Raw genomic sequence first — 14752 nt, 5'->3', positions numbered from 1 at the left:
ATCCATTAAAATCTGCCTTTATAGTACAACTACCTAGCCAATCTACGTAAAAACAACTCTCCTTCAAGAGACGGGCGCAATGAATAGCGTGACGAACTGGCAAAAACAGCATTTTTATAAAAGAAGTCATACAAAAACTTCTAATGTAGCGGGTTTCACCTGCCTGCCTGAATTCCTCTTTGCTCCTGCTCGCCTGCTACTCCTACTGCTGCCTTAGGGTATATTTATTACCAACTCCCCCAGTACATGGCCTGAAGGCCCAACAGCAAGCATAACGACCTAAATAGTCGCCTTGCTGGTTAAGACTGCTGCGCGCTCTGAACACATGAGCAGCATCTATAAAAATTCGATCAGCCTTTCGGATGGCAAAGGCAAGGGATATACCATGAACAACAATCAGGTCGTTATTTTCGATACCACCTTACGGGATGGCGAGCAAAGCCCAGGTGCTGCAATGACCCGGGATGAGAAGTTACGAATTGCCAGAACACTGGAAAAACTGCGTGTAGATGTTATTGAAGCTGGCTTTGCCATGGCCAGCCCCGGAGATTTTGAAGCGGTTAAAGCAATCGCCTCAAACATCACTGAAAGCACCGTCTGCAGCCTTTCCCGAGCACTGGAAAAAGACATTGACCGGGCAGCAGAAGCATTAAAGCCTGCCAAAAGAGGTCGAATTCATACCTTTATCGCCACGTCCCCCATCCACATGCAACATAAGCTGTGCATGGATCCGGAGGATGTGATCAAGCAAGCGGTTTTTGCGGTTAAAAGAGCCCGAAACCAGATTGATGACGTAGAATTTTCCTGTGAAGATGCGGGACGATCCGAAATAGACTTTTTGTGCCGTATTATTGAAGCAGCCATTGATGCAGGTGCCAGAACCATCAACATCCCGGATACCGTTGGCTATGCGCTGCCACACCAGTTTGGCGAAACCATCAAAACGCTGATCGAACGCATCCCCAATGCTGACAAAGCCATTTTCTCTGTGCACTGTCACAACGACCTCGGTCTGGCAGTTGCCAACTCTCTCTCAGCTGTCGTGAATGGCGCCCGTCAGGTCGAATGCACGATTAACGGCCTGGGTGAAAGAGCGGGTAACGCCTCCCTCGAGGAAATTGTCATGGCACTCAAGACACGCGCCGATAGCCTGGGTGTTACAACCGGTATTGATACTACACAGATTGTGCCAGCCTCACGACTGGTTTCATCCATTACCGGTTTCCCTGTGCAACCCAACAAGGCCATTGTTGGAGCAAATGCATTTGCCCACGAATCAGGAATTCATCAGGACGGCGTTCTGAAACACCGTGAAACCTATGAAATCATGCGCGCTGAAGATGTTGGCTGGAATACCAACCGTCTGGTGCTTGGCAAGCTGTCTGGCCGTAATGCGTTCAAAACCCGCATGGAAGAACTGGGCATATCCTTCAATAGTCAGGAAGAACTGAACGATGCCTTCCAGCGCTTCAAGGTTTTGGCCGATAAAAAGTCAGAAATTTATGATGACGACCTTCAGGCACTGGTCAGTGACGTCAGAAGCTCCAGCGAGCTGATCGAGAAGTATAAGCTGCTCGACCTCAATGCAGGCTCAAGAATTGGAAACACTCCAGAAGCGACCATCACCATTGAAATCAATGGTGAAAAGCAGGTGGTAACCAGCGGGGGCGATGGCCCAGTGGATGCAATATTCAAAGCCATCGAAAAGTCGGCAAACTCTCAGGCTAAACTGGCTCTTTATAATGTCAGCGCGATCACATCAGGCACCGACTCCCAGGGTAAAGTATCTGTCCGCCTTGAGAAGAATGGGCAGATTGTGAATGGTTCAGGCGCTGATACCGACATTGTCATTGCGTCAGCCAAGGCCTACATCCATGCTCTCAATTTGTTGGAGGCGGATATCACCAAGGCAAACCCACAAACCGGCCCTGTTTGATTACAGGCATCGGATTAAAATGCCAACAGTTACTTTCGGTGTTACTATGCTCAAAGGATTTCAAGTTGCTACACGGCGGCAAGCAAGCCCGTCCCTGTGAGACTATACCAAGCAGGTGATCGGGCTAACTGGTGCTCCACCAGCAAAAGAACGCAGCCAACACAGTAGCAGCTTGAAAGACTAGTGAATATTGGCATTTTAATCTTTTCAACGCTCATCATGAGCGAACATTGAGAGCGGGCATGCAGGGCAAAACTGTTGATCAACCATCACAATCTGGCGATGAGCAGGCTATCAACAATCAGGCTTTGAAAGACCAAAACCAAAGCGCCCGCAGTGAAAAGCTAAGGCAGAGCTATCTGGGCGCCATGGGTATACAGACTTGGTATCCCAGGTGCCAGCTTTCTAACGCACTTCCAGCAAGACCCTTTGACTGGATCAAAGAGGATGCTGAGATATTTGCCGCCTCAGAAGCAGGCACTGCGGCCCCAGCCAGTCATGTCGCACCACCCCAACAAAAGCCACAGACTGATTACTCTCGCACAAAGCCGGCCGACATCCTTGGACAGTTTATGGCTTCAGCCACTCCTGCCGTTCAGGAGGCCAAGCCAATTGAAGAGGTGACTCCGGAACCAGTAAAGCAGCTGAGTGGTTCTGTCAGTAAATTCAGACTGATAATTCTGCCAGTCAACGATGAGTGCCTTATCGTTGCTGAAATGCCACACTCGGGACTTAATCAATTCAGCCGTTACCATCAACGACTATTAAAGGACATACTGCGAGCGCTGAAACTAAGCTCTGATAACACCAGCCCTTTCCGAGAGTTTGTCTGGCCGATGTCTGAAAACCGGGGCCTGCTCAGCCAGCTTAACCAGGACGACTATACTGCAGCTGATGCAGTCTGCGCCTATTTGAGCAATCAATACGGTTTATCCCGCAGAAAGTTTGTTCTTTTACTGGGACAATCTGCTGCCAGGTTTGTACTAGACCCGGAAAAAAGCTTTGAACAACTCCGCGGCATTCAGCAGGGAACGCATACTAACCAATGGTTTGCGGTCACTCATGGCTTGAATGAGCTTATGAAGCAACCGATACTCAAAAGAGAAGCATGGCAGGATCTCTCCCCCCTATTACCGATAACGCTATCAAAAACATTGCCCATCTCCATAGCGTCTGACTAGAAACCAGAACAAGGGTAACCAGCAACCAAAGCCTAATCTCTTTTACACACCATCAATCATCATGACACCACTGATCACAACCTCAGACACTATCAACTTTCGAAGCATTCAAGACACCGACCTTGAGCAGGTCAATGCTGTTGAACAGCGATCAGCAGAGCATCCCTGGCGAAAAGCACATTTTGCAGACAGCCTGAAGTCAGGCTACATCTGTGAGCTGGCAGAGATTAATGGCACCCCTGTCGGGCATTGCGTAATGATGGCCGCTGCTGGAGAAGCCAGCATTCTTATCCTGACAATAGACAAATTGCACCAGAGGCAGGGTATCGGCCGACAACTCCTGCAACACATGACACAGAAAGCGACCCAATCAAATTGCAATACTCTATTACTGGAAGTTCGCAAATCCAACAATAAAGCATTTAACCTTTACCTTCATGAAGGATTCAGCGAGATAGGCATAAGAAAAAACTATTATCCAATGGGGAATGGCTGGGAAGATGCTATTGTCATGGCCATGGAACTGGGCTATGACGATTTCAATTAACCGTTACTCTCCATAACGGATTTACCACAACAAAGAAACCTCAGACAACACAATAAACGACAACTAAATCATATTAACGCAATAGCGCTTCGCCTTGCCGAGACCTTTTGCCGAAACACTGGCAGAACAGCCTGAAAAATCAACTCAAAAATTGATAAAAAAAACTACAAAATACGAGCTTTCCCCCCCTGCACAGTCTGAAATTGACAGGTATAATCCCGCCCCTGTTTCAGTTCTAGCAAGGTCTTAAGCGTTGATTATCTTCACCGTCACCAACAAAACCACCTCTCAAGTCTATGTCGGGTCAACCCGAAATGACCTGGCAGACCAATGGGAAAAAATGGTGGCTGCAGCCGAGCAAAACCTTGACTACCCCTTATATCAGGAAATTCGCGTACACGGCCAGGATGGGTTTGTTGTTGAAGAGTGGGACGATGTTGAAGATCGTAATGAACTAAACATGCTGGAGCAGGAAGCGATTGAAACGCTGAATGCACGCAGCCTGAAAGGCTACAAAACCAGCACGGTAAAAATTCAGCCCAAAAAGAAAACACGAACCAGAAAATCCAATCTTGAGAAAGAGCTGGCCAGCATCTTTTCGGAGTTTGACGGTGACGTCGACGACTTTGATGAGCCATCCCTCGAGCCCAAAAAGCAGACTGATGAGAAACCTGCAACGACTCAGCAACCCGGCACAGAAAAAACCAAGGCCGCAACTCCTGCTGAAGTTCTGAGAACAGCAGAAATCAAGCTGGAAATCCCTGCGGCTACCACAGCAGAAAGTACAGCTGACACCCAGAAAGAGCAACTTGCAGCCAAACAGGAAAATGGCTCACAAGTTAATGCGGTTGTTCAGATGAATAACATCTGCTTGAGTGATGATATTTCTGCACAACTTGAAGCCATCCAGGCCGCAGCTAATGCGGTGTTATCCGGCGATAATAGCGCGGTTGAAATCCTCAACAAAAAACCCGGCAAGCCAGCACTGGTGGAAGTTGAAGTTGAGGCAACAGCTCAGCCAGAGCTTGTGGAAAATATTGAACCAGAGATTGTTATCGAGCTTGACCCAAAGGAAAGGCGAATCCGTGATGCCATCGAGCGACATAGAAAGGCCAGAGCTCAGAAGACCTCAGACAATCAGGCGTCCGAACGCCAACAAATTGAAAAACTGCTGACAGAGCTCAACACACGAGCCATAAGCATGAATAATCAGAGTATTTCTGCTGTAGCCTGACCCCCACCCTTACACACCCTCAAAGCCATACTCCTTTGAGGGTGTTCACATTTCACACCCATCTATACTTGGGTTATGAATAATACAAACAGCCAATCTGAAAAGCACTTCCAGAAAGCACTTAGCCTCAGGCTCAACCGGACCTTTCACGCACTTCAAAGGCTTGAGCAGAGAATGATTCTTACCGGTCATCGCAGCGACCGGATCTCATCACAGATGAAGAAGGTTCGCCAGAATATTTTGGCCCAGCTAGAGCATCGAAGCTAAGAATTAAAAGAGTTACAAGAGTTACAAGAGGCATAAGAGCTTACTTAAAAACATCAGCAACTTACCCCCTGCCCCGTAGCAAAACTTCAGACACCAGTTAACCACAACTTCTGTGGATAACTCTGTTAATGCACACAGGAAAACACCCTGCACAAGGTATAGTATCGCCAGAGAACCAAACCGATCACTTTTTAACCACTTCTCCCACCCAGCCAAACCAATAAAAAAGACATAAATACGTATTAAGCCAAGACTAAAAAGAATATATCTTTAACCGCTTTTCTGATCGACCGAACAGGCAAAATATTAGAACGCCGCTTCTGATCGAAAGAACATAATGCTGATGTAAAGACTAAAGGTAACCTATGTCCAGCAGGGAACTACTCGAGAATTATTTTGACCTGAAAGCCCATGGCACGAATGTCAAAACCGAGGTGATTGCAGGCTTCACCACGTTTATGACCATGGCGTATATTCTTGTGGTCAACCCGCTGATCCTTAAAGATGCAGGCATGGACTTTGGTGCTGTATTCACCGCAACCACCATCTCAGCCATTATCGGTACGCTGGTCATGGCGCTCTGGGCAAAACTGCCTTTTGCTCTCGCCCCGGGGATGGGACTGAACGCCTTCTTTGCTTACGGTGTTGTTCTGGGCATGGGATACTCCTGGCAGATGGCACTCACGGCCGTTTTTCTGGAAGGTATCATTTTCCTGGTTCTGACCGCCTTTAATATCCGTGAAGCCATTGTTAACAGCGTACCGCTGAGTCTAAAGAAAGCGGTCTCCTGTGGTATTGGTTTATTTATTGCCTTTATTGGTCTGCAGAATGCCGGTATTGTGGAAGCCAATCCGGCCACACTGGTAGCGGTTGGTTCGTTGACTGATCCAAAGCCACTGCTGGCGCTGATTGGTATTCTGGTCACGGGCGTGTTGCTGGTAAAAGGTGTTCGCGGTGCCCTTCTGATCGGTATCGTAGCAACCACCCTGATTGGTTTCCCTCTGGGCGTTACCTCTATGCCAGATTTCAGCAATGGCCTGACGCCTCCAGATCTTTCTCCGATCTTATTCCAGTTCCAGTGGGATCAAGTATTCACTACTGATATGGCCATCATCCTGTTTACCTTCCTGTTTGTTGATATGTTCGACACAGTAGGGACTCTGGTGGGTGTATCAACCAAAGCCAACATGCTGAATGAAAAAGGCGAAGTGCCCAACTGTAAACAGGCACTGTTTGCCGATGCAGTTGCTACCACTGCTGGCGCCTGCCTTGGAACCAGTACAGTAACCACCTTTGTGGAAAGTGCCACCGGGGTTTCTGAAGGTGGTCGCACTGGATTGACAGCTCTGGTCGTCGCAGGCTTGTTCCTGGTCGCCCTGTTCCTCTCGCCCCTGTTCCTGATGGTGCCAGGCGCCGCAACCACTCCTGCCCTGGTTCTGGTGGGACTGTTCATGATGTCTCCTATTCAGGAGATCGATCTGAATGACTTCAGCGAATCGATCCCTGCGTTTCTGACCCTGCTGTTTATGCCAATGACATACAGCATTGCAGAAGGCATTATTATTGGCATGCTCTCCTACATCATTCTGAAGCTGCTGAGTGGTAACTACCGCCAGATATCCGTTGCTTCATACATCGTTGGCGCGTTGTGTCTGGCGAAGATCGTTATGTAAACTGATCGGTGATAAACCCAGTCATAAACCACTCTTCACGTTCTTACCATTACGGCCCATAATATGGGCCGTTTTTTTATTGATTCCAGACACCATGTCCTTACCAACAGTTCAACCCGAAAGGTATGAAGAGCAACTGGCAGAAAAAGCCAGCCGTATTCGCAGTGAATTTGCAGAGTTTGGCATTCCTGAGCTGGAACTATTCCGCTCAAGACCAGAAAATTACCGGATGAGGGCAGAGTTTCATGTCTGGCATGAAGGCGACCATTGTTACTACCGGATGTTTGATCCACAGACCAAGCAGCCCTTCGAAGTAACGTCCTTTCCCAGCGGCTCAGAAACTATTAACCGGTTAATGATGCCATTGATTGAAGCGATCATTGCCAGCAATCATCTTAAAAAAAGACTCTTTCAGGTTGAGTTTCTCACAACCCAGACTCAGGAAGCATTGGTTTCACTGATCTATCATCGACAGCTGGATGATGATTGGAAGCAGGAAGCAACCGAACTTCAGGAAAGGTTTGGCATTCGCATTATCGGACGTGCCCGTAAGCAGAAACGGGTGCTGGATAAAGATTATGTCACAGAAACGCTGACTGTTGATGGGAAGGCGTTCCATTACACTCAGGTAGAAAACAGTTTTACTCAGCCTAATGCTGGCGTTAATGAACATATGCTTTCCTGGGCCAGCCGTACCTCGCAACAAATTGCGTTAAGCGCTTCATTAAAGGAGCGTAGTGATTTATTAGAACTCTATTGTGGTAATGGCAACTTTACCTGTGTACTTGCAGGCCACTTTGAAAAAGTACTGGCCACCGAGATTGCAAAAACCTCAGTGCACTCTGCCCGGGAAAACTTCAAATTGAACGGTGTGGACAATGTAGAAATCGCCCGCCTTTCCAGTGAGGAGTTTACGCAGGCCATGAATAAAGAGCGTGAGTTCCGCCGTTTGAGCGAAATCGATCTGGACAGCTATCGCTTCTCTACCATTCTGGTTGACCCACCTCGCGCAGGCCTTGATGAAGGAACAGAGAAACTGGTACAGAATTTCGACAATATTCTGTACATTTCCTGCAACCCTGAAACTCTGAAGCACAATCTGTCAACGATCTGCCAGACCCATAAAATCGAAAAAATAGCCCTTTTTGATCAGTTCCCATACACTCATCACGCTGAAATGGGCGTTCATCTGATTAGGAAATAATCAGTTTTACAACCTCCGGTGGCAATCCTACTTTCAAACTTAGGAAGTAAACGTTTTAAGGATGTCCACCGGGGTAGTATCAAGTGAAAAACAACAAGCTCAAGTACCTGTCAGCACCCGTCATTTTTTCCTTTCTCTGGCTCTTTTTTATGCCCGTTTCACACAGCAGTGAAACCGACTATATAAAAACAGCCATTCTCTTCGTTGCCTACGATCAGGGTGAAAGTAATGCCTTTATTCGTATTCAGGAAAGATTGAAAAGTGCCAATATTCCTTACCGAATACTGGCCATGGGTCGTGCTGCAGAGGTCTTCAAGGATGACCCTGCGCTGATTCAGATAGATGCACTGACACACAATGATGCACTATTCGATAACCGCAACCAGGCATTAAACCAGAGTCTGGTCTACCATCTCGCTGAAATGATTTCCGCGAAAATCGTCTATACCGGTATGGCCAGCAGGGCACAGGCTCAGATTGCCAATATCTGGGAAAGGAGAGGCGCTAGAGTCATTGCCTTTTACGATAATTTTGAACCTGTCGATTCAATCAGCTACGTGCAGCCTTTTCTCGATGAACTCAGCTATGTGGATGAATTTCACGTACCCAGCAAAACAACTGCCGCTAGCTTTCAGGGTATAGCCCAGTCTAAGGGAGCGATGGTAAAAGTGACCGGACAGCCTACTCTGGAAGAGTGGGACACGATCTATCAGGAAACCGATACAGACCTGTTACGCGAGACTCTAAACATCCCCCCCCATCAACCCGTCGTATTGTTTGCCGGTGATTATAGCAAAAGTTACCCAAAAGCTTTTCAAACATTTATAGAAGCAACACGACTACTCCCTGACACCCTTTTTCTGGTGACTTATCACCCTAAATTTGATGGCGGCCTTGAGCGGAGAATCATTGACTCCATGGCAGGCGGAAATGTTCACCTGCTTCACCATGGTACTTACTCAACAGCCACGTTAAGTACCATTGCTTCAGCCGTTATCGTACATAAGTCATCAGTGGCCCAACAGGCTATCTACAGAGGCAAACCTGTTATTTACGTTACCGACCAAAGCTACCAGAACCTTATGCTGACCGAACAGCTTGCCATTCGGGCATCATTTCCAAAACCATTGGCGCTAATGATTAAAGCGCACATATTGGGATACAGGCCACCAGCAATAGCAGAACAACTGGGGATACCAGACGCCCCCAGCAAAACGATATCAAAGCTTATGATTGATGGATTAAGACGAAAGTCTGATTAAAAATCGCAATAATTACTATCCATCGACTTTATGATAGCCACACAATATGGTCTACTCATAGAATAATAGGATTTTCGTTGAAGGTTGATGATGGGTGTTCGACTGCCCCATTTAGTGATCATTTCCCGGCTGGCAGCGCTCTCTGCAGCCACCCTGCTGGCATTTACTGTTCTGTGTAACTATCTGGTCGCAAGCACAACCAATGAATCCCTTTATTCAAATATCAGCAGCCTTCCCTACAATCAGGTAGGGGTTTTACTGGGTACCAGCAAATACTCTCGTATCGGTGGTTTTAATGACCACTACCGACTCCGGCTAGAGGCAGCCCATCGCCTCTTTAAAGCGGGTAAAATTGACTACATCCTTATCAGTGGTGATAACAGCACACGCTTTTATGATGAACCAAGTACCATCAGGCGAGACCTTCTCAAAAGAGGGGTTCCCTCAGATCGGATATACCGGGACTATGCGGGCTTCAGAACACTGGACTCGGTCCTGAGAGCGCATCATGTCTTTGATTTAAACAGTTTCACCATTATTTCACAGGCCCCACACAATAAGCGGGCACTCTATATTGCCCTGAATCATGACATCGATGCCATCGCCTTCAATGCAGGAGAAGGTTATAACTCGGACATCAGTAATAAAACCAGAGAGTTTCTTGCCAGAGTGCTGGCAGTTCTGGAAGTGCACTTCCTGAACACTGGCCCGAAATTCCTTGGCCCTACGATTGAAATTGGCATTACCCCACCAACCTGATCATACTTAAAGTATCAATTACCAGACAGTGATTCTCATGGATAGAGAAAGAAGAAATACTCAAAACTCATTGATGAGTAGGATACTGCTGGGCATGTTTGCCCTTGCAATCTCAGTAGCCCTCCCTATCCAGGCACACTCCAGAAAAGAAGTGGTCATTCGTGTGGGCTTACTGCAACAAGACTACCCTCCGCTGTTCTGGATAGAAGAAGATAAAGGTATCGTAAAGGACATACTAAAAGCCGTCAGTGAAAACAGCCGGTTTCGGTTTGAGTTTAGTTACTACCCTTTCAACCGGCTTATTAATAAAGTCGTCAGCAATGAGTTGGATATGGAAACATGGACATCCCCAGTCTGGCGGACAAAGTATAAACAACACACCTACTTTACCAACCCCATTTCCGAACACTGTGAAGTAACGGTTTTTAGAAAAGGGGAAGCTATCAAAGCAAGCTCCCCTGCAGTATTTATTGGAAAACGTATAGGTGTTGTACAAAACTTTACTTTCCCGATTTTTGAACCTTTCTTTGATGAAGGGAGCATTCACCGGGCAGACGCAAGTAATGAACAAGGTGTTCTAAAAATGCTTGCTCACAAAAGAACTGACCTTGCCTTGATGGATCAAACGGTTTTTGAACACCTTGCTAGTAATGACCCCCAGGATATCTTTGAAATCGGATCACTATTTGACTGCGTTCCAGTTTCATTTATGCTTAACATAAACCAAGAGCAACATGGAAAGGAGATTGATACTGTACTGCAGAAACTAAAGAGAAAAGGAATCATTGATAAAATTATTAATAATTACCAGTGATTCAGAAGGTATCACTTATAGATCAATATTAAAGAATGAAGACTTCTTGATGTGACGCCTTATTTTGCTCATAACATTGGGAAACCAGTTATCCAACCGATGTGTTTCTCTGCAGATTTCATCAGCAAGACGAGGGTTACGGTAGTCATTAAAAACCACTCCAATCAGCGATACATCATTATGATTTAATCGATCCAAAGCGGCCTTAAACTGTGTCTGCCGAGTAATTCCGGCCATAACCATTAAAATAGTTCCATCCACCATCGCACAAACGGATTCAGCAGGAATATTATTACGGTTTCGAGCATTCACCGGAGAGGTATCAAAAATAACAGCATCATAATTTTCCAGCCAGTGCTGCATGAGCTTGCTCATATTGGCGATATTCCGGAACATTAATACATCAGTATCACAAGGAGCTGGCAGTATATCCAGGTTCACATCATCAGTACGCATGATACAGCCATCAGCTGACTTGGGGTTGGGTAACCAGTCCGTGTGAATATGGCCCGAGATATCACCCAGTTCAGGATGTAGCATATTTACTTCTACTAATAAAGTACGCTTGCCATCAACTTCACTTCGCTGACTCAATGCATAAGCCAGAGTACTACAACCTTCCTCAGCATTTGCAGATGTTATTGCAACAGATCGCATACCTTTGCCAATACTATTGCTGTATATCTCTTCTATTTCCAGATAGTTTATGGGAAGCTTAATCATGGTCTAAGCCACCCTAAGTTCGTCAGCATCATAAGTACATTCAGGATACCTGCGGTATCAGCAACCAGGTCATTAAAGTTATTCCAGTTAGACTGTGATAGCTCTGGAACGAAGACTGTATCTCCTGCCCTTAATATTGGTAATCGGGAAGCGTCTGGATCCTTCATAAAATCCACAAGATCAAATGTTGATGCTCTGCTTTCGCAACATGAACTATTTACAATCAGTATTTTTTCAATATAAGCCGTTTCTTTTGGTCCCCCTGCTTCAGCGATTAGATCGAGAATTGTCATATTGTTCGTAAATTCATAACGACCTGACTTAAACACCGAACCCATAATTCGCACCGTATCTTCAGGGTGCTTCTCTACCCACTTACGTTTTCTTGATGCTATGAAGATAGTGTCCTCGGCCTTAACTTTAGGCAGGAGTGACTCATCACCTGTTTCAAAATATTGAAGTAAATTCACCTTACTGACTTTTGGCACTCCCTCGTTTCGATGAATCACCCGAATCCGGCTTAAGTCTGCTTCTTCTGACGGTCCCTCTGAAGCAGACAATATATCCAAAAATCCCATATCTTCATTAAAAGCATATCGCCCGGGCTCTATAACAGCCCCCATAATATAAATCGCTGCTTCCTTTGGTAATTTCACCCAACTTGATGTTTGCGAGGTGGGATTCACTGGCAATTCAGGAACGACAATGGTTGAGCCACCTGAAAGCTTTGGCATATCAGACCACTGCCCACCTATATCTATAAACTCCTGAAGATTAAACTCTATAGAGATCCTCTGGTTATCCGGACCAGGTTTAATAATTTTGACATGCGAAAGATCGGCTTTCGCCGTAGGCCCTCCGGCATTACTGATATAGTCCATAAAATCGACAGATGGAGCCCACTCATATCGTCCAGGCTTTTTTATGGCTCCCAATATTTTAAGAGAATTATCCGTCTCAAGCTTAAGCCAGGATTTATCATCTTCTGGCCCTTTTTCAGGAAAAAATACCGCATCGCCTGGCTCCATTGGAGGTAAAGCAGTGGACCGCCCTTCAGTGAAGTCCTGAAGATTAAATGGCAATACACTACCATCTCTCCGCAAAATTCTGACCGACCTTATATCGGCATAGCGATTTGGCCCCCCTGCATTTGCCAAAACATCTAAAAAGCTCACATTTTTAGCAGTCTCATAAGCGCCTGGTTTTTGTACTTGCCCCATCACATAGACAGTACGACCACCACCCGATATAGAGTCAACCTGCTTAGGCACATAAACGGTTGCACCCTCTTGTAAAAGTGGCAAATCACTTGCTTTACCACTGTCCAGATAAGCTTTCAGGTTAAACAGCTGAGGCTCGCTGCCTGACAGTACCCGAACCTGTTCAACATTGGCATAACGGGTAACCCCACCTCCTTTCAAAATGGCATCAACAACGTTAATACCTTCCAGATAAGGGAAACTCACTGGTCTGAGAACCTCACCAAAAACTTTGATAACCGTTCTATCAGAGACTGAGTCAACCGCTTTATCATCAACAACCCGAGGCTCACCATGAACACTGCTCAAACCCGGAGAAGTCGGAACAAATATTTCATCCAGAGATTTTATTTCGGGCAGAACATTCGGGTCACCTGTATCCAGATAGCGCTTAAAGTTGAATACATTCTTTTTCCCATCTCTTCTTAACTGAAGCTTGTCAAGCTGTGCCCCATCAACAAAACCACCAGCTTCAGTAATCGCCATCTGGATATTTCCCGTACTGGGAAGCTCAACTTCTCCGGGGTTATTTACAAAACCCAGCACTGTGACTAATAACCGTTTTTCTTTCAGCTGTATTGTCAGATTATCCAAGCCTAAAAATGCATCGGATAGCGCGGTATAAATTACTTTCTCTACTTCTCTTAACGTCAAGCCTGCAGTTTTCAGCTGGCCAATTTCAGGTAGATGGATAGTTCCATCTCTTCCTATTAGGAAATTTTTATTAAATCCCTCCTCTCCGGGTAAACCAACAACCAGAATATCACCAGACTGCAGTTTATAACGTTCAGGATCTCTCACTCGGGCAGATGATGTAATCTCACTGCCTCCTGATTTAGCGTCTACATCATTCGAAATATTTTTTACTTCTTTGCCATCCTCGCTTTCAATAGCTGCTTTTTCCGAAGAAACCTCTACAGGTTCTTCAATAGGCTTAGTTATATCCTCGTTAATTGTGCCCTTAGCATTACGTCTATCCTTACCTTCCTTCTCTGTTTTTTCCACATGTCGTTTATCCAAAGATATCAGAACAGCATCACCAAGCTTAAGCCCCCATTCGGATAAACTATTGGAGCTGACTTTTATCTGCTGCCCCCCCCTAATAACGGTATAGTTAGCATTAAACGCCATGTCATCATAAATTGGGTGATAAAAATTCAGTTTATTCAGATGGGAACCTACAGGTATACGATATTTACCAGGGCTCTGGATATCTCCTAGAACAGCAATATTAAGCAAACTTTCAGAATCAAAATACTTTACGGATTTAATATCATGGGATTTCGAAAGCTCTTTGAGTATCTTGGATGCGGCCTGTTCACTATCATGATTGCTTAGACTGATGATAGTTCCATCAGGAAGATTGACTTCCACATTCTCGCTAACCAGCAAAGCAGGCAATGATTTATCATTACCACTTAATTCAATAAAAAATACTCCATTTTCTTCTATAGTTGAATTGGCAGAAAGCCCAGTAGATAAAACTAACAATAAAAAAAACAGATAACCATAAATGGTGTTCTTGCAATACTCTCCATTAAAATACTTCATCACTTGCTCCGCATAAACATGCGCAAGCTCATAGGCCTTGGCCAGTCACTGAGACCCAATACTGAATCTTCTGACTTCAACAGCTTTTCAGCTTTTTGAATAAAACCAGCAGCATACTGTAAAGTACACCCACCATCTTCGGCTTCCTTTTCCATCAGAGTCCTGACCTTCTCCAGGGATGAGAAAGACTCAGTTAAAGTATTGCTGGCATCACCCAGAAGGTCACCATCTATTTCATACTCTATTAGTTGATGCTGATTTTGGATAATGTTCATTTGAGCTGGAAAACAATACTCACCTCCTGAACTTTTCAGCTCCAAGTATCGATGCCTGCTTAATTCA

General features: G+C 45.6%; 12 protein-coding genes. 9 read left to right on the top strand and 3 right to left on the bottom strand.

Going from position 1 to position 14752, the window contains the following annotated elements:
- The first annotated feature begins 385 nt into the window (after nt 1-385).
- The 9 genes from GV64_RS08485 (at nt 386) to GV64_RS08445 (ending at nt 10877) form a co-directional block, all read left to right on the top strand.
- Complete coding sequence (locus GV64_RS08485; RefSeq protein WP_026257967.1) at nt 386-1936, top strand: 2-isopropylmalate synthase; 1551 nt, start codon at nt 386-388, stop codon at nt 1934-1936.
- A 242-nt stretch (nt 1937-2178) separates the two neighbouring features.
- Nucleotides 2179-3117, top strand: coding sequence for a uracil-DNA glycosylase family protein (locus GV64_RS08480; protein ID WP_020580517.1), 939 nt, complete (start codon nt 2179-2181; stop codon nt 3115-3117).
- Nucleotides 3118-3178: 61 nt separating this feature from the next.
- Nucleotides 3179-3664, top strand: a complete 486-nt coding sequence (rimI, locus tag GV64_RS08475; RefSeq protein ID WP_020580518.1) for a ribosomal protein S18-alanine N-acetyltransferase — start codon at nt 3179-3181, stop codon at nt 3662-3664.
- A 253-nt stretch (nt 3665-3917) separates the two neighbouring features.
- Complete coding sequence (locus tag GV64_RS23710) at nt 3918-4898, top strand: GIY-YIG nuclease family protein (protein WP_020580519.1); 981 nt, start codon at nt 3918-3920, stop codon at nt 4896-4898.
- A 632-nt stretch (nt 4899-5530) separates the two neighbouring features.
- Entirely contained in the window at nt 5531-6838 is a 1308-nt protein-coding gene (locus GV64_RS08465; RefSeq protein WP_020580521.1) for an NCS2 family permease, read from the top strand.
- Nucleotides 6839-6932: 94 nt separating this feature from the next.
- Nucleotides 6933-8042, top strand: a complete 1110-nt coding sequence (gene trmA / locus GV64_RS08460; RefSeq protein WP_020580522.1) for a tRNA (uridine(54)-C5)-methyltransferase TrmA — start codon at nt 6933-6935, stop codon at nt 8040-8042.
- A gap of 149 nt (nt 8043-8191) precedes the next feature.
- Entirely contained in the window at nt 8192-9304 is a 1113-nt protein-coding gene (locus GV64_RS08455) for a glycosyltransferase family protein (protein WP_152553971.1), read from the top strand.
- An 87-nt stretch (nt 9305-9391) separates the two neighbouring features.
- Entirely contained in the window at nt 9392-10063 is a 672-nt protein-coding gene (locus tag GV64_RS08450; protein ID WP_026257968.1) for a SanA/YdcF family protein, read from the top strand.
- A gap of 37 nt (nt 10064-10100) precedes the next feature.
- The gene (locus GV64_RS08445) at nt 10101-10877 is read left to right on the top strand and encodes a substrate-binding periplasmic protein (protein ID WP_020580525.1); all 777 of its coding nucleotides are present in this window, start codon (nt 10101-10103) and stop codon (nt 10875-10877) included.
- Between the two features lie 15 nt (nt 10878-10892).
- Here GV64_RS08445 and GV64_RS08440 read toward each other — a convergent pair whose 3' ends face one another.
- Genes GV64_RS08440 through GV64_RS08430 form a run of 3 tightly spaced genes read right to left on the bottom strand, consistent with a single transcriptional unit; the run spans nt 10893 to nt 14685 of the window.
- The gene (locus tag GV64_RS08440) at nt 10893-11600 is read right to left on the bottom strand and encodes a CpsD/CapB family tyrosine-protein kinase (RefSeq protein ID WP_020580526.1); all 708 of its coding nucleotides are present in this window, start codon (nt 11598-11600) and stop codon (nt 10893-10895) included.
- On the bottom strand, nt 11597-14410 hold the full coding sequence (locus GV64_RS08435) for an SLBB domain-containing protein (protein WP_020580527.1): 2814 nt from the start codon (nt 14408-14410) through the stop codon (nt 11597-11599). The genes GV64_RS08440 and GV64_RS08435 overlap by 4 nt, the downstream gene beginning before the upstream one ends.
- Complete coding sequence (locus GV64_RS08430) at nt 14410-14685, bottom strand: hypothetical protein (protein WP_152553970.1); 276 nt, start codon at nt 14683-14685, stop codon at nt 14410-14412. The genes GV64_RS08435 and GV64_RS08430 overlap by 1 nt, the downstream gene beginning before the upstream one ends.
- Nucleotides 14686-14752 lie beyond the last annotated feature (67 nt).

The organism is Endozoicomonas elysicola (assembly GCF_000710775.1).
GTDB classification, from domain to species: domain Bacteria; phylum Pseudomonadota; class Gammaproteobacteria; order Pseudomonadales; family Endozoicomonadaceae; genus Endozoicomonas; species Endozoicomonas elysicola.
The sequence above is the reverse complement of the archived record's forward strand: the minus strand, read 5'-3'. Positions and strand labels throughout refer to the sequence as shown.

What these genes read in the sequence shown, in the direction of transcription:
- GV64_RS08485 (WP_026257967.1), top strand. Translation starts at nt 386, where the DNA reads ATGAACAACAATCAGGTCGTTATTTTCGATACCACCTTACGGGATGGC.
- GV64_RS08480 (WP_020580517.1), top strand. Translation starts at nt 2,179, where the DNA reads ATGCAGGGCAAAACTGTTGATCAACCATCACAATCTGGCGATGAGCAG.
- rimI (WP_020580518.1), top strand. Translation starts at nt 3,179, where the DNA reads ATGACACCACTGATCACAACCTCAGACACTATCAACTTTCGAAGCATT.
- GV64_RS08465 (WP_020580521.1), top strand. Translation starts at nt 5,531, where the DNA reads ATGTCCAGCAGGGAACTACTCGAGAATTATTTTGACCTGAAAGCCCAT.
- trmA (WP_020580522.1), top strand. Translation starts at nt 6,933, where the DNA reads ATGTCCTTACCAACAGTTCAACCCGAAAGGTATGAAGAGCAACTGGCA.
- GV64_RS08455 (WP_152553971.1), top strand. Translation starts at nt 8,192, where the DNA reads ATGCCCGTTTCACACAGCAGTGAAACCGACTATATAAAAACAGCCATT.
- GV64_RS08450 (WP_026257968.1), top strand. Translation starts at nt 9,392, where the DNA reads ATGATGGGTGTTCGACTGCCCCATTTAGTGATCATTTCCCGGCTGGCA.
- GV64_RS08445 (WP_020580525.1), top strand. Translation starts at nt 10,101, where the DNA reads ATGGATAGAGAAAGAAGAAATACTCAAAACTCATTGATGAGTAGGATA.
- GV64_RS08440 (WP_020580526.1), bottom strand. Translation starts at nt 11,600, where the DNA reads ATGATTAAGCTTCCCATAAACTATCTGGAAATAGAAGAGATATACAGC.
- GV64_RS08435 (WP_020580527.1), bottom strand. Translation starts at nt 14,410, where the DNA reads ATGAAGTATTTTAATGGAGAGTATTGCAAGAACACCATTTATGGTTAT.
- GV64_RS08430 (WP_152553970.1), bottom strand. Translation starts at nt 14,685, where the DNA reads ATGAACATTATCCAAAATCAGCATCAACTAATAGAGTATGAAATAGAT.